Genomic DNA, 23,502 nt, shown 5'->3' on the forward strand with positions numbered 1-23,502 from the left:
CATGCTTGGTCGTCTTTATGAAAAACAGAACTGCTCGGCCTCACGCGCCCTGGAGCTGGTCGGCGAGCGCTGGAGCCTGTTGATCCTGCGCGACGCGATGTTCGGCGGCTACACGCGCTTTTCGCAATTCCAGAAGAGCCTGGGGATTGCCACCAACATCCTGGCCAAGCGCCTCGAGGATTTCGTCGAGGCCGGCCTGATGGACCGTCGTCCGGGTGCCGCCGGCGAGCAGGCCGAATACGTCCTGACCCGAAAGGGGCTGGAATTCAAAACGGTCATCATCGCGCTGACCGAGTGGGGCGACAAATGGGTGCGGCCCGGACCCATCTTCTACTGCGACCAATCCGACGGCAGGCCCGTCGAGGTGCAATTGCGCCGCGCCGACAATGGCAAGCGGGCCGATTTCGCCGACGTCGTGGCGGCCCTCCGCTAGGCACGGCGGCGGGTCCGGCCCGCAGCACGATCCAAGACGAAGCTGTTTCGAATTGTGCCATAAATGTTACCGCATAGCTCACCTCTCCAGGTTGCATCTGTGGCTCGGGTCTGGTGGATAGTCCGCGGGAGGAAACATGTCCGTCGGACAGCGATCGACTTTGCGGCAGCGTCTTTTTGCGTTTCTCGTCGCCGGCCTTGGTGGCCTCGCGGCGGCCGCCGCGTCATTCGCAATGACGGTGTATGAAGCATCCAACTCGCGGCCAACTCCAACGGTCGCAGCCGGCGAGCCCATCGACACCGGGCGCTGGGTTATTACGTTTCGCGGTGCCCGAACCGGCTCGGTTCCGCCGACGGAAACCGAGCCGTCCCAGCCGAAGACCTTTTTGATGGTCGAATTCGACCTCGACAACCGCTCGGCGGCGACCAGCAACGCCTTCGCGTTCATGTTTGACATCGACCCGCCGATCACGGACGTGCAGGCGCCGGCCTTCTATCTTGCACGCGACAAATGGATCGCAAGCGGCGTCCATCCCGGCATACCGGAACACATGATCGCCGCCTGGGAGTGGCCGAAGGCGCAGCCGCTGCCGCAGGATCTGCGTCTCGTGGTGGGCAGCCAGATCTACAAGCGGCGTGACAATCTCTACGGCGGCTCGGGCTGGTTCGATCGCGATCCGGTCGCGATCGTGGCATTGCCGGTAAAGACCGAAATGGTCGTCGGGCCGGGGCAATGAGAACAGGTCTCAAGGAAACCGGCGCAATCATCTTCGCGGCGGCGATCCTCTACGCAATGCAGCGGACTACCCCGCTCTACAGCAACATCACCTCGCCCGTCTCGATTGCTGGCGAGCAGGGTAAGCGCACCGACGCACGCGCCTTCGCGCTGGCCGTCGGCGACGTGCATCTCGCGCGTACCGTAAGGATCGAGCGCTTTGGCCAGACCCGGACCTACACCACTTCCGGGGTCTGGGTCCTGGTCGAGGCCGCCGCCGAAGCAAAACGCGAGAGCCTGACCCTGACCTCCGCCGAATGGCTCGGCCCGAGCGGGTTGCGCTATTCTCTCAGCCAGCGCATTTCCACCATGCCGGCAATGCTGCCGGCAGAGCGGCTGGAGCCGGGACTGCCAAAGCCCGTGCTCATGGCTTTCGAAGTCCCGGAAAACGAACTTGCGGGCGGAACCGTGCTGGTCGCGCCATCGGCATTCACACCGCTGGGTGAAGAGGTCCGGGTGGCAATCACCGAACTTGCGGTGGGCGACATCCCTGGCGCCGTGACGATCCGCCGGAGCGATGGCCCGATGCCTTGGACGCTGGAGACCGAGTGATGGCGGAGGCCATTTCCCGTGCCGAGAGACGCCGCTACTGGCTGAGCCTTGCTGGGCTGGGCTTCGCTCTGCCGGTTGCAGTGCTGGTGCATTCCTGGGAAAGCCTGGAGGCATGGCGATCCGGTAGCGACCGCGACCCGATCGCGGTCGACAGGGGTGAGTCGCAGCGCTACGCCGGGGCCGAATGGCGGCTGACAACGCTGTCGCGCCTGCCCGGCGGCTCGGCAGATGAAGCCGTCGTGCTGGCCGAATTCGAGGCGAGGATCGAGGATCCTGGTCTCCTTGCAGAAAGCCCCTGCGCCGTTGTGCTCACAGACGCCGAAGGCCGCCGCTGGCTGCCTGCCTTCCTGACCCGGCCCGTCGTGCGCAAGATGCAGCCCGAGGCAGCCGACAAGCCCCGCTGCGGCGGGCTGGCCTTCCAGGGCGCCGGCACGCACGGCACGGCGCGCATGGCCGAGACTTTCGTCATTCCGGCGACGGCAAGCGGCCTTGCGCTGTCGGTCACGCTGGCGAACGCCAGGCCGCGCCATCTGCTCTTCAGGTAGCGACCCTCAGCGGCTGCCGTTGCGCCGCCACCGCAAATTCAAGCACCGCCGCCAGCAGCGCGATCCTCAAGGCGTCGAGCACTATGCCGCCGTCAAGATCGCTCGGACTGCCGATGAACACGCTGGCGAAGCTGAAGACGACCTGCCATGTATCGAGGTCTGGCGCGCCGAGCGTCCGCGTCGCGCCAAACCACAGCCAGGCGCAAAGCCAGCCGATCAGCCGGTAGGCGACGACGAAGGTGAGCAGCGTCGCGAGTCCTGCGCCGAGCGTGAGCTTGAGACAGGCCCAAATCGGCGCATAGCGCGAGCGGTAGCCGCCGAGGAAATGCGTGATGAAGTCGCTCAACCATTTGCGCCAGGTGGACCCGCGCGACGGCGGCGGCGCGGCCGCTGCCGAAGCGGCCGTCAGCTCGTAGCCGTTGATGATCGCCGCCATGACCAGCCAGACCATTGGCAGAAGCGCATAGAAGAACAGGCTTTGCGCCTGTTCCAGGATGCCGGGCTGCCTGAACTCGACCGGCGTGAAGCCTTCGGCAGCGTGAGCGGCGATCGACAGGACAAGCGATCCTGCGCCCATGCTGAGTTCGCTGCGCAACGCACTAGCCCCGATCCAGGTGATGAACTCGTCCTTCCAGATATCGAGCGCATAGAGCCCGATAAAAATCCAGCTTGCATCCGCCGCCACGACGAGCAGCCGCCAGTAAGGCCTGCGCGCGCCTTTGTTCATGCGCTTCGCGAACCAGCGGACCAACCAGCAGCCGACAATCGACGCAATGAGGCCGCTGGAGCGCAGCAGGCCGAATATGTCGGCGCTTTCTCCCAGCGGAATGCGTTCGAGCGCCAGCCGCGAATATTCTCGCACACTGTCGCCGAGGAATCCCCATGCGGCGTAATAGGCGAAGAAGGGCAAGATGGCGGCCGCGGTCACCGCCAGCAAGTGGTCGGCGGGCTGGGACGTTTTCTCCTGTTTCGCACCGCTTGCCGACATTTGGCGAAGCGAGGCGAGTGCCGGCAGTCCCGGACGCAGGGCGACGAACATCGCCACGATGACCAGAAGCTTCGTCAGCACCACCAGCGAAAGCACAACCATCCCGCCGAGGGGATTGACGAGGCCCACCGTGACTGCCGCGTTGAGCAGGAGGTCGCGCGCTACATAGCCGATGGCGCCGAGAAGCAGCAGTTGCGGCCAGAAGCGGGCAATAAGACCCACGGTAAGGGAAAGAGGCCTGACAATATCGTCGGTCGTTGTCATGCCATGTGCATAGCCGAGCAAGACCGGCGCCTCAATCCACGGAATGTCCGGTTCGGCTATACCAGCTGACCGCGGAGTTGGCGGCGCATCCCTCGTGATGGCGGGGACCGCAGCACGCCCGATTGCGGTGGTGAGGAACGCCCAATTGCGCTTGGGTCTAGTCCGCGCACCGTTCAGCGGAAGCTTGGGCAGCTTGCGGCAACAGGCAAGACGCAACCATTCGATGCCGTCGAGGGCGTCGTGGACGATCCCACCGACGCCCTTGGGTTTAATAAGAAGTGGCGTGGGAATTTAAGAAATGGTGCCCCTAGCCGGGATCGAACCAGCACTCCTTGCGGAACTCGATTTTGAGTCGAGCGCGTCTACCAATTCCGCCATAGGGGCTCAGGCCGGGCGGCCTGGATGGGCGCGGACTATACGGTTGGAGGCCTGTTCGTCAACTGGCCAATTCCCGAGACCCTATCTAGCCCAAGCCCAGGCTTTCGATTTCGTCGATCGGAGGCTTCGGTCCATAGTGGGCATCTCAGCCCGTTTGAACCCTTCTACCTCAACAGCGGCCACAGAATGCCGATGAATGCTGACACCCCATCCATGAGCCAATGCGCCGTCGCCAGCGGCAGGATGCGGCGCACGCGCAGGTACACGAGGGTGATGAATGTCGAATGGGCGATAGGCGCCAAGAGCCGGTAGAGCATGAAGTGTGGGTCGAACGTCAGCGGCATCACGGCGTGCTGAAACGACCAGGAAAACGCTACGACGGCAACGGCAAATCCCGTGCTTCCCGACAAGACTTGGAAACGCGGCAGAAGATAGCCGTTATAGGTGGTCTGCTCCGTAATGCCCCAGACCAACGGAAAGATCAGCACCCCGTAAAGCGCAGGCAAGAGCGGCAAAGGTCCGTATATTTGCAGTGCATCAGGGTTGCCGTAGACCAACAGGCTGCTGGCGATGATCCCACCGTAGATGAAAACGAGGCTCGGGAGGATGAGCGCGACGCCCAACAACAGATCGCGCCCCAAGCGTTTGCGATCGAAGCTGATAAAATCGAGCAGCGTGATGCCCTCGCGCCCGTGCAAGCCACCACAGGAGACCAAGGCAGCCCGCGTCGATCAAACTGCCGTATGCCGGCAGCCAAGCCCCTGCGTCGCGCCAGGGCGTTGCCGAACCGTGCGCTGCATAAATGGCCGCAACCAGGCCCTGCGCGGCAACAGCGAACGCCGAGCGCGCGAACAACATCAAGGCGGGGCCGGACCATGTCAGCACGCCGGCAGATCGCCGCTCGAGAATGGCGGCACGGGAGTTCGGGACTGTGGCTTCGCTCATGATCGGCTTCCGAACGCTACGGTGGAAACGAGTTCAGCCAATTCCGGTTTCTGGAGTGAAAGCAGAATGTGTCGAGCCGGCCATGAGCAAAACATCATCACCGAGGGCGGCTCACATCTCCTCGATGGCGTCGGCAATGTAGCCGCCGGTCTGACGCTTCCACAGTCGGGCATAGAGCCCGTCGCGTTCCAACAGCGCCGATGGTTTTCCCTCCTCGACGATGCGGCCTTTGTCGAGGACGACGATCCGGTCCATCCTGGCAATGGTCGACAGGCGATGGGCGATGGCGATCACGGTCTTGCCCTCCATCAGAACCGCGAGCTTGGACTGGACCGCCGCCTCGGCTTCGCTGTCCAGTGCGGACGTCGCCTCATCGAGAACCAGGATTGGCGCATCCTTGAGCAACACCCGGGCGATCGCGACGCGTTGGCGCTGGCCGCCGGAAAGCTTCACGCCGCGATCGCCGACGAAAGCGTCGTAGCCGGTGCGGCCTTCAGCATCTCTGAGATCGGCGATGAAGCCGTCGGCCTCGGCCAGCATCGCGGCGTGCTCCAACGCCTCCGGCGGGGCATCGGGCCGGCCGTAGCGGATGTTGTCGCCGACGGAGCGATGCAGCAGCGAGACGTCCTGGGTGACGACGCCGATGCTCTCCCGAAGGCTGGCCTGGGTCACGCTGCGGAGATCCTGTCCATCGATCAGGATCGCGCCGCCCTTCAGCTCGAAGAACCTTAGGAGCAGGCTGACAAGGGTCGACTTGCCGGCCCCGGAGAGGCCGACGAGCCCGACCTTCTCGCCTGCGCGCACGGTGAGCGACAGGTCTTCGATCACCCTTTCGCCCTCGCGGTATTCGAACTGGATGTTCTTGAACTCGACTTCGCCGGCCGTGACGTCGAGCGGGTTGGCGTTCGGCGCGTCTTTTGTAGTCGGCGGCGTCGTCACGACCGGCATTGCGTCGCGGATGGTGCCCACCGCCTGGAAAATCTGCTGGCCCATCTGCAGGAAGGCACGGGAGTTGGCATTGAGCCGCTGAACGATGGCGATCGATGCGGCGAACTGGCCAATCGTGACAAAGCCGGCGACAAATCCCCAGAGCCCTATGGCAACGTTGGTGAGAAAGAGCGCAACATTGAGCAGGACGACGCCCACGTCGGTCGTCAGATAGATGCGCCTTTCGCGCTGCTGGGTCTCGATGGCGTTTTCCATGACGGTGCGCATTGCGCCCGCCTCGCTGTCTTCCGCCGCAAACAGCTTGACCATCTGGATGTTGCTGTAGAGGTCGGTCATGGCGCCGACAACAAGGCTGCGCCCCCGCGTCGAGCGGCGCGAGCGTTCGGAATATTGGGGCACCGCCACCACCGCAATGGCGATGTTGGCGGCGATCCAGACGAACACCGGAAGCGCCAGCGGCCAGATACCGCGCCAAGCAGAACGAGCGAACCGACGAGCTGCACCAGAAATAGCGGTATTCTGTAAAAGCCACGACGATCTGCTGCTGCACGGCGGATGCGACTTGCGAAATGCGCGACGCAACCTGACCTGCGAAGAGATCGTGGAAGAAGGCAAGGTCCTGGCGTTCCACCGCCTTGTGGCCCTGCCATTGCATCGCCGCCGGCATGCATACGGCCACCGTCTGCGAGTTCAGCGCATTGCCCAGGAAGATGAGCAACGGCAGCACGGGGAAAACCAGCACGCCGAGCACGACCAGCGTCGGCCAGTCCCCGTGCAGGAAAACCGCCGCGCCCTTCGCGCTCACCCCGTCGACGACGAACGAGGCCCCCCAGATCGTCGCAAGGTTGATCCCCTCGATCGCCATCATCAAGACGGTAATGGCCGCAAGAGTGCCGCGGAACATCCTCGCGAAATGCAGGAGCAGCGCAAACGGCCCGCTCGCTGGCAGCGGCCCGGGTGGAATATCCAGCGGACGGATGAGCGTCTCAAAGGGGGGGTAAATGAAATCGGAGAACGTCATGGCGGCGCAAAGGGCGGATGGAAAGACAGGATGTGACAAAAATCGCCGTATTTAAACACGGATCGTGTTCGACGGGAAAACCCACGATTTATTAGATATTGCCTTGACGCACTTCAGGCGGGCAGGTGCTCGATGCCATGGCCTGGTCGTCAACTGGCCAAATCCCGACATCTGGGCTCGCTCAAGCCTCAGCCTTTCGATTTCGTGAAGCAGCTGCCATTGTGCAGCGCGGAAAATCTTTCTAGACAGGCGGCGCATGTCATTGAAGCGCACCTTGTCCGACGAGATTGATACGGCGCGCTTCCAAGTCTTGTTTGTACATGTCGTGACCCAAGACCACTACCGGTTTGGGCGTGCATTAGGAGTGCCGATGCTTCGCGGACTTTACGACTGGACCTTGTCGCTGGCGGCCAGCAAATCGGCCGAATGGTGGCTGGCCTTCATCGCCTTCGTCGAGAGCTCGGTGTTCCTGGTGCCGGCCGACGTGCTCTATCTGCCGATGGCGCTTTCGCGGCCGGATCGCGCCTATCGTTACGCGCTGGTCGCCACCGTCGCCTCGGTGCTGGGCGGCATCGCCGGCTGGTTCATCGGGCACTACGCCTATGACGCGGTGGCGCGGCCGATCCTCGAATTTTACGGCAAATATGACGAGTTCGAGGCGATGCGCGTCTCGTCGGGTGTTGGCTTCATCATCCTGATGCTGGTCACCTCCGGCCTCGCCCATCTGCCGCCGATCAAGGTGGTGACAATCCTGTCCGGCGTCATCGGCGTTCCTTTGCTGCTGTTCATCGTGCTGGCAATCGTTGCGCGCGGAGCTCGCTTCCTGTTTCTCGCCTGGCTCTTGCGCCGCTATGGCGAGCCGATCCGCCACTTCATCGAAAAGCGCCTTGGCCACATTGCGGGCGCCGGCGCCGCTGCCCTGATTTTGCTCTATATCGTCGTCAAATACGCCGTCTGAACGGCATCGAACCGAATGGACTGAGTCCGATGACAGCGACCGTGAATGCCGATACCGGACGCCAGCGGCTGCGCACCGCCCTGTTCCTCGCCGTCGCCATGGCCGCCACAGTCGGCTCGGCGCTGGCCTTCCAGTATGTTGGCGGCTACATCCCTTGCAAGCTCTGCCTCGAGCAGCGCACCCCTTACTATGCCGGCGTGCCCTTGATGCTGCTGGCGGTGCTTGCGTCGGCCCTTAAGGCGCCCGCCTGGATAAGCCGTGGCCTGCTGGCCATTGGCGGCCTGCTGATGCTCTACGGCCTCTATCTCAGCGTTTATCACTCCGGCGTCGAATGGGCGTGGTGGCCGGGCCCGACCGATTGCACCGCAGCCGCCGGACCGGTGGACACCGGCGGCAAGGGCGTGCTCGACGCGCTCGACAAATTCGTCCCGCCCTCCTGCGACAAGGCGGCGCTCCGCATCCTCGGCCTGTCCTTGGCCGGCTGGAACGCCATCGCCAGCTTTGTCCTGGCAGTCGTAGCCTTCCGCAGCGCCTTTGCCCGCGATTGAGCGGTTCACCCTTGCGCCGACGCGAGATTATTCAAGAATTCGGCAGGCTGAGTCGTATCAAGTGATTATCGAGAACCGGAGCGGAGCGTACTAAAGTACGTGAGCACCAGCCTACGCCAGCCGTAGCCTTAACTACCACACCACGACCGCTCATGAATGCTTCGGCCGGCGAAGGCCGGAAGCGCAGAAAATCGCTTCAGACGGCCAGCCTCCCGAATTATCGGATGATCTCAAGGCTCCAGTTCGACATCCCAGTACAGATAATCCATCCAGCTTTCGTGCAGATGGTTGGGCGGGAACAGCCGGCCGTTATTATGCAAATCATGCACCGTCGGCTGGTAGGGCTTCTGCAGCGGCCACATCTTGGCGTGGGCCGGCATCATGCCGCCCTTCCTCAGATTGCAGGGCGAGCAGGCAGCGACGACATTCTCCCAGGTCGTGGCGCCGCCGCGATGGCGCGGAATGACATGGTCGAACGTCAGATCGTCCGGCGTGCCGCAATATTGGCACTGGAAACGGTCGCGCAGGAAGACGTTGAACCGGGTAAACGCCGGATGCCTCGACGGCTTCACGTAGGCCTTCAGGCTGACGACACTCGGCAGCTTCATCGAAAAGGTCGGCGAAGACACGGCGTGTTCGTATTCGGCGACGATGTTCACCCTCTCGAGGAACACCGCCTTGATGGCATCCTGCCAGGACCAGAGCGACAGGGGGTAATAGCTGAGCGGACGGTAATCCGCATTCAGCACCAGCGCTGGAAGCCCATCCGGAGATACGGCAACCGTCACGTCGTTGACCTCCTTCACCCTAGAACCGGTCGACGCGGATACTGTAAGCCCGACATGACAGGGATGTGAAGCGGATTGTCGATCATGCCGGGTCTCAAAAACGCATGATTTCAATGCTTTTTTGCGGATTCAGGCCGGAGGCGCGGCATCCCTGCCCTTCAATTCGCGATAATAAGCCCAGAAAAGCCGCGATGCGACACCGCGCCACGGGCTCCATGATTCGGCAAGCCGGATCAGCATTTTCTCCGGCGGACGCGGCTCGATGCCGAGTGCATGGCCGACCGCGCTCTGCAACGCAACATCGCGCGCCGGAAAGATATCTGGGTGTCCGGCGGCAAACAAAAGGTAGACTTCAGCCGTCCACGGGCCGATGCCCGGCACCTTGGTCATGGCAGCGATCGCTACCGTCGCATCGAGTTGGCAGAGGTGATCGAGGTCGAGCCCGTCGGCCACCGCCTGGGCGACGGCAATCAGGCCGCGCTGCTTGGGCCGCGACAGCCCGACCTCGCGGAAGACCGCCTCATCGGCGGCTAGTATCGCCTGCGGCGTCAGCGGATCGAGCAGTTTCGTCAGCCGGCCGAAGATCGCATCGGCGCTCGCGCGGGACACTTGTTGCGAAACGACGATCGAGGCAAGGCTCCTGAAGCCCGGCTCCGACAGCCTGAGCGGCACCTCGCCGGCCATGCCGCGCACCTTGTCCAGGCGCGGATCTAGCAGGCACAGCGCGTCCAGGCCTTCTACAATGTCGTCAAGGTTGGCGATGCGTTGCATGTCTGCTTGTTCCAAAATCAAAAGTGCCGCACACGCTTCGTCACGCGTCCCTCTGGACGCGCGACGCTGCCGGCGCAAAGTAGCAATTGGCGAAAGCGCCGCACAACCCGATTGCCGCCGGACAATGACACTGCTGACATTCCGCTTCGCGCCGAGCCCGAATGGCGAATTGCATCTCGGCCACGCCTATTCGGCACTGCTCAACCAGAAAATGGCCAAGGCGGCGGGCGGACGCCTGCTGCTGCGCATCGAGGACATCGACACGACACGCTGCACGCCGGAATTCGAGGCGGGCATTTTTCGCGACCTGAAATGGCTGGGGCTTGGCTGGGAGGAACCGGTGCGCCGCCAGTCCGAGCATTTTGCCGAATATCAGGCTATGCTCGAGCGTCTGATCGAAGAGGAGCTTGTCTATCCAGCCTTCATGAGCAGAAGTGAGATCCGCGCCTTCATCGCCGACAGCGAAAAGCGCGGTCGCGACTGGCCGCGCGACCCGGACGGCGTGCCCCTCTATCCCGCCGCCGACAAGGCGCTGCCGGCCAGCGAGCGTAAGCGGCGCATCGTCGAAGGTGCACCATTTGCCTGGCGGCTAGACGTCGATGCGGCAATGGCGCGGGTCGGCAGGGACCTGACATGGGCCGAATACACGGACGAGACGCTCTCTGGGACGCGTCATGTCGAGGCCCGACCGCAGGATTGGGGCGACGTGATCGTGGCGCGCCGCGAAATCCCGACCAGCTATCATCTCGCCGTCACCTTGGACGACGCGCTGCAGGGCGTCAGCCATGTCGTGCGCGGCCAGGACCTTTATTCCGCGACCAGCGTGCAGCGGCTGCTTCAGCAACTGCTTGGCCTGCCGCAGCCGGCCTATTTCCACCATCGCCTGATCCTCGGCCCGGATGGACGAAAACTGTCGAAGAGTCTTGGCGATACCGGCCTTGCCGCCCAGTGTAAGGCGGGCGCCTCGCCCGACGATGTCAGGCGGCTGGTCGGTCTTTAGACCGGTGAGCCGACGGCCATCAACGGCGCTCCTTCAATTCAAATGACTCTATGGATCAACCGTTTGGTTTTGCTTGCCGGCCCGAACGGCATTAAGCAATCGCCGCAGTCGATCCCTCACCCGAATTCACCGCGGCCTCCGGAAAATGCACAGCCTCAAGCGGTTCATCCCCGCCTCTTTCGTCGTCCTGTGGGCGACCGGCTTCATCGGCGCGCGCTATGCCATGCCGTGGGCCGAGCCTTTTACTTTCCTGGCTGCGCGCTTTGTCCTGGCCGCAATCCTGCTTGTCGCGTTGATGGCCGCGCTTGGTTCGAGCCGCGCCACCCGCGACGAGGCGCTGCACGCGGCCGGCGCCGGCATCCTGATGCATGGGGTCTATCTCGGCGGCGTGTTCTGGGCCATCCACCGGGGCATGCCCGCAGGGCTTTCAGCCCTGATCGTCGGCCTGCAGCCGCTGATCACGGCAGTGCTCGCCGGCCGGCTTCTGGGCGAGGCCATCCTGCCGCGTCACTGGGCCGGTCTCGGCCTCGGGTTGATCGGCGTGGTAATCGTGCTCTGGCCGAAGCTCGGCGCGCTCGGCGGCGGCGTGACCGCCGAAACATTGGGCGCCTCGCTGGTCTCCGTACTCGGCATGAGCGCCGGCACGATCTGGCAGAAGCGTTTCGCCTCCGGCGGCGATCTGGTGGCTGCCACGTTCTGGCAATATGTCGGCGGCGCATCGGTGATGGCTCTGGCCTCGCTCGCCTTCGAGACCCGAACGGTGATCGTCAACGGCGAACTGATCTTCGCCACGGCCTGGCTCGTGCTGGTGCTGTCGATCGGTGCCATCTTCCTGTTGATGGTAATGATCCGCGACGGCGAGATGTCGAAGGTCGCCTCGCTGTTTTACCTCGTGCCGGCCGTCACCGCGGTCATCGCCTGGACATTGTTCGGCGAGCAGCTGAGCCCACTCCAGATCGCCGGCATGGCCATCGCGACGCTCGGCGTCGGGCTGGCGACGGCTCAGCCACCGACGCGGGCGCGCGCCTCCAAATAGCGGCTGATCGCGGCGTTGAGCTCGCCGCCGAGGATGAAGATCGCCGAGACGATGTAGAGGAAGACAACGGCGATCATGATCGAGGCGAGGCCGGCATAGGTCGTCACATAGGACGAGAAATGGTCGAGATAGGCGGCGAAGATGGTCGACCCGATGAGCCAGCCGACTAGCGTGAAGATAATGCCAGGCACGATCGAAACGAACCGGCGCTTGCCGGCCGGCAACCAGAAATGCACGGCGAACAGGCCGCCGATGATGACGACCGAGGCGATGACGTAACGCCAGAGGGTGATCGTGCCCATATAGGGTTTTATCCATTCAAGATGAGATTCGGCCAGCCGCGCCAGCAATGGCGCAAAGACCAGCAGCACGCTGATCGCCAAAAACCCGGCCGTCGCGATCAGCACGAAGATGATGCTCTGCACCCGCCGGTAGATGATGCCGCGCGTTTCTGAGACACGATAGGCGCGGTTGAGCGAGGTGCGCAGCGCCTCGATGCCGTTCGAGGCGAAGTATCCGGCAAGCACGATACCGTAGGTCAACAGGTCGCTGCGCCTGACGGTAAGCACGTTGAGCACTTCGCGCGCGATCGGTTTGGCGATCTGCTCGGGCCATGTGTCGAACACAAGGTGCACGGCGGTGTCGGCGAAAGCCTGCGCGCCGAAAAAACTCGCCAGCGTCGTGGCGAAGATCAGGAAAGGAAAAAGCGCCATCAGCGCGGTGATCGCCAGATGGCTGGCCATTGCCCAGCCGTCGTCGGTGTTGAAATGGCCGAGCGCGTCGTAGAGCACGCGTTTGAGGGCTACGATCTTCCGCAACAAGAACCGCGTTCCCTTCGATTGTCCCGACGCCGCGAATATGGGAAGGGTTTGCGGCAAATGACAACCCTCGGTCAAACCACCATTCCTCCCGAAGAAGAGTTGCGCACCATCATTGTCACCGGTGCCTCTTCCGGAATAGGCGCCTATTGCGCCCATGCTCTTAAGAAGGAAGGCTGGCGGGTGTTCGCAACGGCCCGAAAGCCGGAAGATATCGCTACGCTCGAGGCCGACGGCATCGAGGCCTTTTATCTGGACTACACCGAGCCCGGATCGATCGAGGCGCTGGTGGCGTCGGTGCTGGAGCGGACCGGCGGCCGGCTCGATGCCCTTTTCAACAACGGCGCCTACGGGCAGCCCGGTGCCGTCGAGGACCTGGCGGTCGAAGCTTTGCGGCAGCAGTTCGAGGCCAATGTCTTTGGCTGGCACGATCTCACTCGCCGTGTCGTACCGGTGATGCGCCGCCAGGGCCATGGTCGTCTCGTTCATTGCTCATCGATCCTCGGCCTCGCGCCGCTGCCTTTCCGTGGCGCTTACTCGGCATCGAAGCACGCCGTCGAGGGGCTGATGCTGTCCCTTTATCAAGAACTCCTCGGCAGCGGCATCCATGTTTCGCTGATCGAGCCGGGGGCGGTGAAATCGAAGATCGCCAGCAACAGCCTCCCCTGGTTCCTTGCGAACATCGATCACGAGAACTCAGTCCATCGCCTCGCCTATGCTGTGCAACTCAAACGGCTGCGGGCCGGCGGCAGCACATCGCGGCTGAAGCCCGGGCCAGAGGTGGTTTATGCCGCCTTGCGCCATGCGCTTCTGTCGCGGCGCCCGCGCCCGCATTATGTGGTAACTGTGCCGGCCAGGATCGGCGCGATCCTTAAACGCATCCTGCCGTCTTCGGTACTCTATCGTCTGCTCGCCAAACGCGCCTGAACGCAATCCAACTGGAACACACCATGGCAACTGTCTTCAACATCCTCGCTGTTCTCGTCATGGTCGCCGTGGTGATCGTGCTGATCCGCGGCCTCATCAACATGATGCGCGGCGGCTCCAGCATGACCTCCAACAAGCTGATGCAGACGCGCGTGCTGTTGCAGTTCGTGGCCTTGGTGCTGATAATGCTGGCGGTGTATTTCACCCGTAAGTGACGCACCGGCCGGCAGCCGGGAGGTAACCCTTGGTCAAGCTCAACAAGATCTACACCCGCACCGGCGACGATGGCACCACCGGCCTCGGTTCTGGTGAGCGGCGGCTGAAATCCGACCTTCGCATCGACGCCTACGGCACGGTCGACGAGGCAAATGCCTGCATCGGCATGGCTCGCATCCATACAGCGGCGGTAAATCCGGCGATCGATGCGATGCTCGGCCGCATCCAGAACGATCTTTTCGATCTCGGCGCCGATCTGGCAGTCCCCGATAATGGCAAGCCGCTCGACTACGAGCCGCTGCGCATCATCGCCTCGCAGACCGAGCGCATCGAACAGGACATCGACCTCCTCAACAAGGACCTTGAGCCGCTCAAATCCTTCGTGCTCAACGGCGGTACGCCGGCAGCGGCTGCCCTTCACCTCGCCCGCACGGTGGCCCGCCGCGCCGAGCGCATCATGGTGGCGCTGTCACAAGATCCAGACGAGCACGTCAACCGCGAGGCGATAAGATACATCAACCGTGTCTCGGACTTTCTGTTCGTCGCCGCACGCGCGGTCAATGACAATGGAAATGCCGACGTGCTATGGGTTCCCGGCAAGAACCGCTGAATCCGCCGGAAGCGGGAGAGGCCCGATGTTCATCCCGCTTTACGACACCAACCGGCTGCGGCACATCAAGCTGCAATATGTGACGATCAGCCTGATCGCGCTCAATGTGTTGATCTATTTTGTAACAACACTTGGCGGCGAGGACTTCGCCAACGCCGCGGTATTGGGCCTCGGCTTCATCCCGTCGGTTGTGCATGACAGCGTCGAGCTCGCTCCGCAATTTGTCGTCATTCCGGAGAGCCTGAGCTATCTGACCTATTCCTTCCTGCACGCGGATATCTTCCACCTCGGCGGCAACATGCTGTTCCTGTGGGTGTTCGGCGACAATGTCGAGGATGCGCTCGGCCATGTCCGCTATCTCGTCTTCTACCTGCTTTGCGCCATTGCCGGCGCTTTCTTCCAGGGCTTGGTGGCCTGGGATTCGCAAGTGCCGCTGATCGGCGCGTCGGGCGCCATCGCCGGTGTCGTCGCCGCCTATCTGATCCTTTATCCGCGGGTGAAGGTATGGGTGCTGGTCTTCGCCCGCATCCCGTTGCGCATCCCGGCCTTCATCCCGCTCATCCTGTGGATTCTGTTCCAGATCTTCATGTTTGCCCAGGGTGGCGAGGACCAGGTCTCCTGGGCCTGCCACATCGGCGGCATCATCGCCGGAGCCGTGCTGGTGCTTGTCTTGCGCAGCCGCGGCGTGCCGCTACTCGCCGGCGCCGACGAGGAGCCAGCCGTAGTCGCCGGGCCGGCGCCCATTGCCGTGGAGCCGCCGGCAAGCGATCTGCCGCCCGCCCAGCCGGCGCCGCGCTGGGGCCGGGGAAGCGTTTCCGGGCCGGACTGAACCGATTTGAATGCTTTGCCGAGGATCCGAGTGCGCCCGGGATATTGACGGGCGGGGTCGCCGCAACTACGGAAGCGCCACCCTACTGGCGTGGCGAGACCAGAATTCCGTCCGGAATGTCGGCTTTCGACAACTCTGAAGAGGTGCACGCTGCTATAGCGCGCCCGACGAGCGTGAAGAGACTATCGTGAAAGAGGTGACAGGCAAATGAAGATCCTTGTGCCCGTGAAGCGGGTTGTGGATGCAAACGTCAAGGTCCGGGTGAAGGCGGACGGTTCGGCGGTGGAACTCGCCAACGTCAAGATGGCGATGAACCCGTTCGACGAGATCGCGGTGGAAGAGGCGATCCGGCTGAAGGAAGCGGGCAAGGCCGAAGAGATCATCGTCGTGTCGATCGGGCCGCAACAGGCACAGGAGACCTTGCGCACGGCGCTCGCCATGGGCGCCGACCGCGCCATCCTGGTCAAGACCGACGAGCAGACTGAGCCGCTGGGCGTCGCCAAGGTGCTGAAGGGGGTCGTAGAGGCAGAACAGCCCGGCCTGGTCATTCTCGGCAAGCAGGCGATCGACGATGATTCCAACCAGACCGGCCAGATGCTGGCTGCACTTCTCGGGTGGGCGCAGGGCACCTTCGCCTCCAAGATCGTGCTCGACGGTGACAAGGCCACGGTGACGCGCGAGGTCGATGGCGGCCTGCAGACGCTGGAACTGAAGATGCCGGCAATCGTCACGGCCGATTTGCGGCTGAACCAGCCACGCTACGCGTCGCTGCCCAACATCATGAAGGCCAAGAAGAAGCCGCTCGACGAGAAGAGCCCTGCCGACTACGGCGCCGACGTCAAGCCGCGGCTGAAAGTGATCAAGACCGAGGAGCCGGGCGGCCGCAAGGCGGGCGTTAAGGTCAAGAGCGTCGCCGAACTGGTAGACAAGCTGAAAAACGAAGCCGGCGTGCTGTAAGGCCAGGAAGGGACAACAAAAATGACAATTCTTCTGATTGCCGAACACGACAACGCGACGCTTTCCGACCAGACCGCGAAGGCGCTTTCCGCGGCGCTGCAGATCGGTTCGGACGTGCATGTGCTGGTTGCCGGCAAGGGCGCCAAGCCGGCAGCGGACGCCGCCGCCAAGCTCAAGGGCGTCACCAAGGTGCTGCTCGCCGACGCCGACGAACTGACCGAGCGTCTCGCCGAACCGCTGGCGGCGCTCGTCATTTCGCTTGCTGAGCCATACGACACGATCATTGCGCCGGCGACCTCGTCGGGCAAGAACGTCTCGCCGCGCGTCGCGGCCCTGCTCGATGTCGCCCAGATATCGGAAATCATCGAAGTCGTGTCGCCCGACATCTTCAAGCGGCCGATCTATGCCGGCAACGCCATCCAGACCGTGCAGTCGAGCGACGCCAAGAAGGTCATCACCGTGCGCACTGCTTCCTTTCAGGCAGCACCCGAGGGCGGTTCCGCGCCGGTCGAGACGGTTCAGGCGGCAGCCAATCCCGGCCTGTCGAGCTTTGTCGAGAACAAGCTGTCCGAGACCGACCGCCCGGAGCTGACCTCGGCCAGGATCATCATTTCGGGCGGCCGTGCGCTGGGCTCCTCCGAGAAGTTCCAGGAGGTCATCCTGCCGGTCGCAGACAAGCTCGGTGCGGCTGTCGGCGCATCTCGCGCCGCGGTCGATGCCGGCTATGCGCCGAACGACTGGCAGGTCGGCCAGACCGGCAAGGTGGTGGCGCCCGATCTTTATATTGCCGTCGGCATCTCCGGCGCCATCCAGCACCTTGCCGGCATGAAGGATTCAAAGGTCATCGTCGCCATCAACAAGGACGAGGAAGCGCCGATCTTCCAGGTCGCCGACTACGGCCTCGTCGGCGACCTCTTCGTCATTCTGCCGGAACTGCAAAAGGCGCTTTGACGCCCTCTGCCAAAGCGTATTAAATTCTGCGGGGTGGGGTAGACGAAGTCGCCCCGCCCTTTTAGTTTGCACTGCACAAAAAGCAGGCCGCAAAGGCCTTGACGGGATCGGGTAATGAGCAAGATCGAGACGATCGGCATCATCGGCGCGGGCCAGATGGGTGGCGGCATCGCCCATGTATCGGCGCTGGCGGGCTACAAGGTGCTGGTTTACGACATTTCGCCCGACCGCATCGAAAAGGGCATTGCTACGGTCAGCGGCAACATGGCCCGTCAGGTCGGCTCCGGCAAACTTGAGGAAAAGCTGCGCAACGAGGCGATGGCGCGCATTTCCGCGGCGCCGGCCATGGCCGACCTTGCGGGCGCCGATCTGGTGATCGAAGCGGCGACCGAAGACGAGACAGTCAAACGCAAGATCTATGCTCAGCTCTGCCCGCAGCTCAACCCCGAGGCCATCCTGGCGACGAACACCTCGTCGATCTCGATCACCCGGCTGGCTTCGCAGACCGACCGCCCGGAACGCTTCATCGGCATACATTTCATGAACCCGGTTCCGGTGATGAAGCTGGTCGAGCTGGTGCGCGGCATCGCCACCGAGGACCAGACCTTCGAGGCAGCAAAAACCTATGTGAAGCAGCTCGACAAGACGATCACCGTCTCGGAGGATTTCCCGGCCTTCATCGTCAACCGCATCCTGCTGCCGATGATCAACGAGGCGATCTACACGCTCTATGAAGGTGTCGGCTCGGTCGACGCCATCGATACCGCCATGAAGCTCGGCGCCAACCATCCGATGGGGCCGCTGCAGCTTGCCGACTTCATCGGGCTGGATACCTGCTTGTCGATCATGCAGGTGCTGCATGACGGCCTGTCGGATTCGAAATACCGCCCCTGCCCGCTGCTGGTCAAATATGTCGAGGCCGGTTGGCTCGGCCGCAAGACCGGGCGCGGCTTCTACGACTATCGCGGCGAGCATCCCGTTCCGACGCGCTGATCGCCACCGCTACCAGCGCACGAAAAGCCGTCCGCCGACCGCCCCGAGCGCGGCAAGGCCGGCGATCGCGATCGTATACCAGGTGCCGACGAAAAGCGGCGAATCATCGAAGCAATGCGCTGCATAGAAGGTCGCCGCCAGCCCGCCGGCAAGCAGGCCCGCGGTCGCACCGGCAAGCACCGGCCTTGTTGGCGCGCCATGGCGCAGCACCGCGAGAAAGACGGCAAGCGGGCCGATGCCGATCAACGGAATGAAGGTCAGGCAGATGACCATGTTCGTGCCGACCAGGCGCGTGCCCCAGTCGGACACAGGCACGACGAGGAGTTCGAGAATCACGGCCATAATCACCAGCAGCGGCGCGGCGATCATCCAGCTCGCCGCCCGCCCTGTCGATGCACCGGGCGTCGACAGCGCGCGGACGAGGGCAAAGGCGCTGACGGCTAGAGCAATCGTGAAGACGAATTTGGACAGGAACCGCATCGTGTGCATGGCAAATGCGATGTCGGGACGTGGGCCGATCGTCAGCCAGAAAACCGCGGCCGCGATCACGATGGCCGCGCCGGTTGCAAGCAACCAGGCGGCGCCCAGCGGCAGCGCCTTGCTGCGGACATCGGCATCGAGCGCCTTGATAAGATCTTCGGTCCTCATGCTATTCCCGCCCCGCCCCGAACCGTTTGGCAATGGCGGCAAGCCCGCGGTGTAGTGACACCCGCACAGCCGTCTCGCTGATGCCGAATTTCGCCGCCGTCTCGCCGATCGAACGGCCTTCGACCGACACGGCCGAGACGACCGAACGCTGCGCCGGCGACAGGCAGTCGAGTGCCCGGTTGACGTCGCGCTCGCTGATCGTCTCCGATTCCGGCTCGGCAAAGGTCTCGGCGATTTCGTCGATCTCGATCTCGATCCGCCGGCCGCGCCGCCGGAACGCATCGATCAGCTTGAAGCGGGCTATTGCATAAACCCAAGGCAGCACCGGCGCATCATGGCGCCAGGTATGTCGTTTCACATGAATGGCCAGCAAGGTTTCCTGCACGACGTCCTCGGGATCGACCCCGCCCTGCACGATCTTGCGCCGGGCAAAGCCACGAACGAGGGCGGCGATCCGGTGCAGAAAGTCGGCATAGGCCCTTTCGTCTCCGGCGATTGCGGCCCGCAGCAGCCGGGAAAGCTCGGCTTCGTCCTTGCCGCTCACAAGAGTTCACTCCCCGATATTCGCGTCTCGGCGCTGGTTTGTTACGTGGCCGGCGAAATAATGTCCAAGGCAAATTAGCTGGGCATCACGAAAGTTTGCTCCTTTTGAGCGATTGAGCGGGCCAGCAATGTTGACTGCGCTAGTCATGTATTGATAGGTGCAGCATACCAAGCCAAAGACCATCGAAATCGAGGACGATGCCATGAAATATGCTCTTTCCGCCCTTGCCGGTGCGACAGCACTTGCAATCAGCCTGATCGCCGGCCCGGCGTTAGCCGAGGACGAGGGCATCGTCGTCTACAACGCCCAGCACGAAAACCTGACCAAGGCCTGGGCGGAAGGATTCACCAAGGAAACCGGCATCAAGGTCACCGTCCGGAACGGCGGCGACAGCGATTTCTCCAATCAGATCGTTGCTGAGGGGTCCTCTTCGCCAGCTGATGTGTTCCTGACGGAAAACTCACCGGCCATGGTGCTGGTCGAGACAGCCGGCCTGTTCGCGCCGGTCAACGCCGAGACGCTGGCCCAGGTTCCGCAGGAGTACCAGCCGGCGAGCGGCAAATGGGTCGGCGTTGCCGCGCGCAGCACCGTCTTTGCCTACAACAAGACCAAGCTGACCGCCGACCAGCTGCCCAAATCGCTGCTCGATCTCGCCGATCCGAACTGGAAGGGCCGTTGGGCCGCTTCGCCCTCCGGCGCCGATTTCCAGGCGATCGTCAGCGCCTTGCTGCAGCTCAAGGGTGAGACTGCCACGGCCGACTGGCTGAAGGCGATGAAAGAGAATTTTACCGCCTACAAGGGCAACAGCACGGTGATGAAGGCGGTCAATGCCGGCGAGGTCGAAGGCGGCGTGATCTATCACTACTACTACTACGGCGATCAGGCCAAGACCGGCGAGAACAGCAAGAATGTCGAGTTGCACTATTTCAAGCACGAGGACCCCGGCGCTTTCGTCTCGGTTTCCGGCGGCGGTGTGCTGGCCTCGAGCAAGCACCCGAAGGAAGCCCAGGCTTTCCTGAAATGGGTCACCGGCAAGGGCGGCCAGGACGTGCTGAAAACCGGCGATTCGTTCGAATACGCAGTCGGCAAGGGCGCCGAGTCCAATCCGAAGCTGGTGCCGCTGGCCGATCTGCAGGCGCCGAAAGTCGACCCGACGGCGCTGAACTCGAAAAAGGTGACCGACCTGATGACGGCGGCCGGCTTGCTTTAGCCGGCGTTCGTCCTAAAAGGGCAACCGACTGCGCTCCTGTGGGAATTCGCTTTCCGCGGGAGCGCTCTGTTTTCAAAATGGCATTTGCCCATGACCACAAGCTGCTCGCCACATTGTCGGCCGCCGATCGTTTCCGCCTCCGGGCGGACCCGGCGCAACGTCTGATCTGATGCAGTCTGCGATCGATCTCGCACCTTCAGGCTTGCCGGCCGACACCACGGCCGTGCGGGCACGTCGTTGGTCGGTCTCATGGATTGCGTTGGCTGCCGTCTTTGTCTCGCTTTTCGCGCTGCTGCCGCTTGCCTTCATTGTCTGGGTGGCGGTGCAGACCGGCTGGGAAACGGTGGCGGCGCTGGTGTTCAGGCCGCGCGTCGGCGAGCTTCTGGTCAACACCAGCCTGCTGGTGGTGCTGGCGGTGCCGATCTCGATCGTGCTGTCGGTGGCGCTGGCTTGGCTGACGGAGCGCAGCGATCTGCCGGGTGCCCGCTTATGGGCCTGGCTGTCGGTGGCGCCGCTCGCCATTCCCGCCTTCGTCCACAGTTACGCCTGGATCACCATGGTGCCCAGACTGCACGGCCTGTGGGCCGGCGTGCTTGTGTCCGTCATCGCCTATTTCCCCTTCCTTTATCTGCCGGTGGCGGCGGCATTGCGCCGGCTCGATCCCGCTCTCGAAGATGCAGCGGCAGCCCTTGGTCTCGGCCCGTGGCGCGTGTTCAGGCGTGTCGTGCTGCCGCAGCTCCGGCTCGCCATTTGCGGTGGCTCCCTGCTGGTCGGCCTGCATCTCCTGGCCGAATACGGGCTCTACGTGTTCATCCGCTTCGATACATTCACCACCGCGATCGTCGACCAGTTTCAGTCGACCTTCAACGGTCCCGCCGCCAACATGCTGGCCGGCGTGCTGGTGACCTGCTGCTTCGTGCTGCTCGGGCTGGAGGTGCTGGTGCGCGGCGAGGAGCGCTATGCCCGCGTCGGCTCGGGTGCTGCGCGCCACCAGCAGCGCACGAGCCTTGGGCGCGCCACCATTCCTTGCCTGCTGCTGCCCGCTGTTACCACGCTGCTGGCGCTCGGGGTGCCGTTCGTCACTATCGGTCGCTGGCTCATGGCCGGCGGCGCCGATATCTGGCGGCTCGACGAGATCGGCCTGGCGCTTGGTCAGACACTGTTCCTGGCGATTGCAGGCGCGCTGCTCGCCACCGTCGCGGCAATGCCGATGGCGTGGATTTCGATCCGCGCGCCGGGAAGGCTGCAACGCGTCCTGGAGGGCTGCAACTATATCGTCGGCGCGTTGCCCGGGGTTGTCATCGCCCTGGCGCTGGTCACCATCGCCGTGCGTATCGCCATGCCGCTCTACCAGACCCTGTTCACCATCCTGGTCGCCTATGCGCTGATGTTCCTGCCGCGCGCTCTGATTAGCCTCAGGGCGTCGATCGCACAGGCGCCGGTCGAGCTCGAACGCGCCGCCTCCAGCCTCGGCCGGTCGCCGCTCAAGGCGCTGTGGTCGACGACCATCCGCCTGTCGGCGCCGGGTGCCGCGGCCGGCATGGCATTGGTCGCGCTCGGCATCATGAACGAGTTGACCGCAACCCAGATGCTGGCGCCCAACGGCACCCGCACGCTGGCCATGGCGTTCTGGTCCTATAGCGGCGAGATCGACTATGCGTCGGCGGCGCCTTATGCCTTGATCATGGTGGCGATGTCGCTGCCTTTGACCTGGCTGCTCTACGTCCAGTCGAAGCGGATGGCCGGGCGATGAGCTTTCTCGAGCTGAGCGGCATCCACAAGCACTACGGCCCCGTGGCAGCACTTGCCGGCGTCGACCTCAGCGTGGCCAGCGGCAGCCGTACGGCGATCGTCGGGCCATCCGGTTGTGGCAAGACCACCTTGCTGCGGCTGATCGCCGGCTTCGAGGCGCCCGACCAGGGCCGCATCGTGCTCGATGGCGAGGTGCTGGCCGATGGCGACACGGCCGTGCCGGCGCATCGCCGCGGCATCGGGCTGGTGGCGCAGGACGGCGCTCTGTTCCCGCATCTGAGCATCGCCGCCAATATCGGGTTCGGCATGGGCCGTCACGAGGAAAAGCGGAGCGAGCGCATCGCCGAGCTCGCCTATGTCGTCGGGCTGGACAAAGGGATCCTGAAGCGCCGCCCGCACGAACTCTCCGGCGGCCAGCAGCAGCGCGTCGCGCTCGCCCGCGCCATGGCCATGAAGCCGCGGCTGATGCTGCTCGACGAGCCGTTCTCGGCGCTCGACACCGGCTTGCGCGCCTCAATGCGCAAGGCCGTGGCCGAGCTCCTCGAAACGGCCGGCATCACCACCATCCTGGTCACCCATGATCAGGCCGAGGCGCTGTCATTCGCCAGCCAGGTCGCGGTGATGCGCGACGGCAAATTCTCGCAGGTCGGCACGCCGCGCGAGCTCTATTTCAAGCCGAAGGACCGGATGATCGCCGAGTTCCTCGGTGACGCCATCGTCCTGCCGGCCAGGATCGCCGATGGCGTTGCCACCTCGCCGCTCGGCCGCATTGCCGTCGACAGCACGGAGCGGCGCGACGTCGCGCGCATCATGCTACGGCCGGAGCAGGTGCTGCTGAAACGGACATCGCGTGAAGGCATGTCCGGCACGCCGGACATGCTGTTCGGCGAGGTGACGGAATCCGAATTCGCCGGCTCGATGTGCACGATCGCGGTGCGTCTCTTGAACAGCCCCGATCCGCCCGATGCCGCCGCCATCGGCAACACGCCGTTGATCCTGCGCAAGCCGGGAATGGACGCGCCGGCGATCGGCGAGATCGTCCGGCTGACCGTGTCGGGCAAGGCGCATGTGTTTGCCTGAACGGTTTTGCGCAAGGCC

Annotated in this window: 25 protein-coding genes, 1 tRNA gene and 1 pseudogene; 18 read left to right on the forward strand and 9 right to left on the reverse strand. The window is 63.5% G+C overall.

Annotation, left to right across the window (positions count from 1 at the left end; translation table 11 throughout):
* Position 1 precedes the first annotated feature (1 nt).
* From NKI01_RS18500 to NKI01_RS18515, 4 genes are all read left to right on the forward strand, one after another.
* Positions 2 to 433 carry a winged helix-turn-helix transcriptional regulator gene (locus NKI01_RS18500; RefSeq protein ID WP_023721056.1) on the forward strand — a complete coding sequence of 144 codons (432 nt, stop codon included), beginning with the start codon at positions 2 to 4 and terminating at the stop codon, positions 431 to 433.
* A 136-nt stretch (positions 434 to 569) separates the two neighbouring features.
* Complete coding sequence (locus NKI01_RS18505; protein ID WP_352964170.1) at positions 570 to 1,169, forward strand: hypothetical protein; 600 nt, start codon at positions 570 to 572, stop codon at positions 1,167 to 1,169.
* Positions 1,166 to 1,759 carry a hypothetical protein gene (locus NKI01_RS18510; RefSeq protein ID WP_023721058.1) on the forward strand — a complete coding sequence of 198 codons (594 nt, stop codon included), beginning with the start codon at positions 1,166 to 1,168 and terminating at the stop codon, positions 1,757 to 1,759. The genes NKI01_RS18505 and NKI01_RS18510 overlap by 4 nt, the downstream gene beginning before the upstream one ends.
* Positions 1,759 to 2,304 (forward strand): hypothetical protein, encoded by a 546-nt coding sequence (locus NKI01_RS18515; protein WP_023721059.1) that lies wholly within the window; start codon positions 1,759 to 1,761, stop codon positions 2,302 to 2,304. The genes NKI01_RS18510 and NKI01_RS18515 overlap by 1 nt, the downstream gene beginning before the upstream one ends.
* On the opposite strand, the gene NKI01_RS18520 is transcribed toward NKI01_RS18515, so the two are convergent.
* The 4 genes and pseudogenes from NKI01_RS18520 to NKI01_RS18535 all read right to left on the reverse strand — a co-directional run bounded on the left by NKI01_RS18520 (position 2,297) and on the right by NKI01_RS18535 (position 6,848).
* Positions 2,297 to 3,556 (reverse strand): hypothetical protein, encoded by a 1,260-nt coding sequence (locus NKI01_RS18520; protein WP_352483533.1) that lies wholly within the window; start codon positions 3,554 to 3,556, stop codon positions 2,297 to 2,299. The genes NKI01_RS18515 and NKI01_RS18520 overlap by 8 nt on opposite strands.
* Positions 3,557 to 3,855: 299 nt before the next feature.
* Positions 3,856 to 3,940, reverse strand: a tRNA-Leu gene (locus NKI01_RS18525).
* Between the two features lie 158 nt (positions 3,941 to 4,098).
* A complete protein-coding gene (locus NKI01_RS18530) occupies positions 4,099 to 4,632 on the reverse strand; it encodes a CPBP family glutamic-type intramembrane protease (RefSeq protein ID WP_023721061.1) in 534 nt (177 codons plus the stop codon).
* Positions 4,633 to 4,990: 358 nt separating this feature from the next.
* Positions 4,991 to 6,848: pseudogene (locus NKI01_RS18535) on the reverse strand (ABC transporter ATP-binding protein).
* A 370-nt stretch (positions 6,849 to 7,218) separates the two neighbouring features.
* Here NKI01_RS18535 and NKI01_RS18540 point away from each other — a divergent pair.
* The gene (locus NKI01_RS18540) at positions 7,219 to 7,806 is read left to right on the forward strand and encodes a YqaA family protein (RefSeq protein ID WP_352483530.1); all 588 of its coding nucleotides are present in this window, start codon (positions 7,219 to 7,221) and stop codon (positions 7,804 to 7,806) included.
* Positions 7,807 to 7,835: 29 nt separating this feature from the next.
* Entirely contained in the window at positions 7,836 to 8,354 is a 519-nt protein-coding gene (locus NKI01_RS18545) for a disulfide bond formation protein B (RefSeq protein ID WP_352495606.1), read from the forward strand.
* A gap of 230 nt (positions 8,355 to 8,584) precedes the next feature.
* On the opposite strand, the gene NKI01_RS18550 is transcribed toward NKI01_RS18545, so the two are convergent.
* Together NKI01_RS18550 and NKI01_RS18555 are read right to left on the reverse strand one after the other, a co-directional pair.
* Complete coding sequence (locus NKI01_RS18550) at positions 8,585 to 9,142, reverse strand: HNH endonuclease (protein WP_023677956.1); 558 nt, start codon at positions 9,140 to 9,142, stop codon at positions 8,585 to 8,587.
* Positions 9,143 to 9,271: 129 nt separating this feature from the next.
* Positions 9,272 to 9,913 (reverse strand): DNA-3-methyladenine glycosylase family protein, encoded by a 642-nt coding sequence (locus NKI01_RS18555; RefSeq protein WP_023721065.1) that lies wholly within the window; start codon positions 9,911 to 9,913, stop codon positions 9,272 to 9,274.
* A 124-nt stretch (positions 9,914 to 10,037) separates the two neighbouring features.
* Between NKI01_RS18555 and gluQRS the strand changes: the two genes are divergently transcribed.
* Positions 10,038 to 10,913, forward strand: coding sequence for a tRNA glutamyl-Q(34) synthetase GluQRS (gene gluQRS / locus NKI01_RS18560; protein WP_023721066.1), 876 nt, complete (start codon positions 10,038 to 10,040; stop codon positions 10,911 to 10,913).
* A gap of 145 nt (positions 10,914 to 11,058) precedes the next feature.
* Positions 11,059 to 11,949: a DMT family transporter gene (locus NKI01_RS18565; protein WP_023721067.1), complete on the forward strand. Its 891-nt coding sequence runs from the start codon at positions 11,059 to 11,061 to the stop codon at positions 11,947 to 11,949.
* Here the strand turns inward: NKI01_RS18565 and NKI01_RS18570 are convergent.
* Positions 11,916 to 12,770 (reverse strand): YihY/virulence factor BrkB family protein, encoded by an 855-nt coding sequence (locus tag NKI01_RS18570; protein WP_031194564.1) that lies wholly within the window; start codon positions 12,768 to 12,770, stop codon positions 11,916 to 11,918. The two genes, NKI01_RS18565 and NKI01_RS18570, sit on opposite strands and share 34 nt — an antisense overlap.
* 57 nt (positions 12,771 to 12,827) lie before the next feature.
* On the opposite strand from NKI01_RS18570, the gene NKI01_RS18575 reads away from it, so the two are divergent.
* The 7 genes from NKI01_RS18575 (at position 12,828) to NKI01_RS18605 (ending at position 18,250) form a co-directional block, all read left to right on the forward strand.
* Positions 12,828 to 13,694: an SDR family oxidoreductase gene (locus NKI01_RS18575; RefSeq protein WP_352483565.1), complete on the forward strand. Its 867-nt coding sequence runs from the start codon at positions 12,828 to 12,830 to the stop codon at positions 13,692 to 13,694.
* Positions 13,695 to 13,717: 23 nt separating this feature from the next.
* Positions 13,718 to 13,909: a twin transmembrane helix small protein gene (locus NKI01_RS18580; protein WP_023677950.1), complete on the forward strand. Its 192-nt coding sequence runs from the start codon at positions 13,718 to 13,720 to the stop codon at positions 13,907 to 13,909.
* 29 nt (positions 13,910 to 13,938) lie between these two features.
* Positions 13,939 to 14,520: a cob(I)yrinic acid a,c-diamide adenosyltransferase gene (locus tag NKI01_RS18585; protein ID WP_023721070.1), complete on the forward strand. Its 582-nt coding sequence runs from the start codon at positions 13,939 to 13,941 to the stop codon at positions 14,518 to 14,520.
* A gap of 25 nt (positions 14,521 to 14,545) precedes the next feature.
* Positions 14,546 to 15,349, forward strand: coding sequence for a rhomboid family intramembrane serine protease (locus NKI01_RS18590; RefSeq protein WP_023721071.1), 804 nt, complete (start codon positions 14,546 to 14,548; stop codon positions 15,347 to 15,349).
* Between the two features lie 207 nt (positions 15,350 to 15,556).
* Positions 15,557 to 16,306, forward strand: a complete 750-nt coding sequence (locus NKI01_RS18595) for an electron transfer flavoprotein subunit beta/FixA family protein (protein ID WP_023677947.1) — start codon at positions 15,557 to 15,559, stop codon at positions 16,304 to 16,306.
* Between the two features lie 21 nt (positions 16,307 to 16,327).
* Complete coding sequence (locus NKI01_RS18600; RefSeq protein ID WP_023721072.1) at positions 16,328 to 17,257, forward strand: electron transfer flavoprotein subunit alpha/FixB family protein; 930 nt, start codon at positions 16,328 to 16,330, stop codon at positions 17,255 to 17,257.
* Positions 17,258 to 17,371: 114 nt separating this feature from the next.
* A complete protein-coding gene (locus NKI01_RS18605) occupies positions 17,372 to 18,250 on the forward strand; it encodes a 3-hydroxybutyryl-CoA dehydrogenase (protein ID WP_023721073.1) in 879 nt (292 codons plus the stop codon).
* 9 nt (positions 18,251 to 18,259) lie between these two features.
* Here the strand turns inward: NKI01_RS18605 and NKI01_RS18610 are convergent, their stop codons facing one another.
* Entirely contained in the window at positions 18,260 to 18,898 is a 639-nt protein-coding gene (locus tag NKI01_RS18610) for an NrsF family protein (RefSeq protein ID WP_352495609.1), read from the reverse strand.
* 1 nt (position 18,899) lies between these two features.
* Positions 18,900 to 19,442 (reverse strand): sigma-70 family RNA polymerase sigma factor, encoded by a 543-nt coding sequence (locus tag NKI01_RS18615; protein ID WP_352483526.1) that lies wholly within the window; start codon positions 19,440 to 19,442, stop codon positions 18,900 to 18,902.
* A 202-nt stretch (positions 19,443 to 19,644) separates the two neighbouring features.
* On the opposite strand from NKI01_RS18615, the gene NKI01_RS18620 reads away from it, so the two are divergent.
* The 3 genes from NKI01_RS18620 to NKI01_RS18630 all read left to right on the forward strand — a co-directional run bounded on the left by NKI01_RS18620 (position 19,645) and on the right by NKI01_RS18630 (position 23,484).
* Complete coding sequence (locus NKI01_RS18620; RefSeq protein ID WP_352964174.1) at positions 19,645 to 20,652, forward strand: iron ABC transporter substrate-binding protein; 1,008 nt, start codon at positions 19,645 to 19,647, stop codon at positions 20,650 to 20,652.
* Between the two features lie 169 nt (positions 20,653 to 20,821).
* Positions 20,822 to 22,405: an ABC transporter permease gene (locus NKI01_RS18625; protein WP_352483524.1), complete on the forward strand. Its 1,584-nt coding sequence runs from the start codon at positions 20,822 to 20,824 to the stop codon at positions 22,403 to 22,405.
* On the forward strand, positions 22,402 to 23,484 hold the full coding sequence (locus tag NKI01_RS18630; RefSeq protein ID WP_023721080.1) for an ABC transporter ATP-binding protein: 1,083 nt from the start codon (positions 22,402 to 22,404) through the stop codon (positions 23,482 to 23,484). The genes NKI01_RS18625 and NKI01_RS18630 overlap by 4 nt, the downstream gene beginning before the upstream one ends.
* Positions 23,485 to 23,502: the final 18 nt, after the last annotated feature.

The sequence above is a fragment of the Mesorhizobium sp. M0815 genome (assembly GCF_040319995.1).
Taxonomy (GTDB): domain Bacteria; phylum Pseudomonadota; class Alphaproteobacteria; order Rhizobiales; family Rhizobiaceae; genus Mesorhizobium.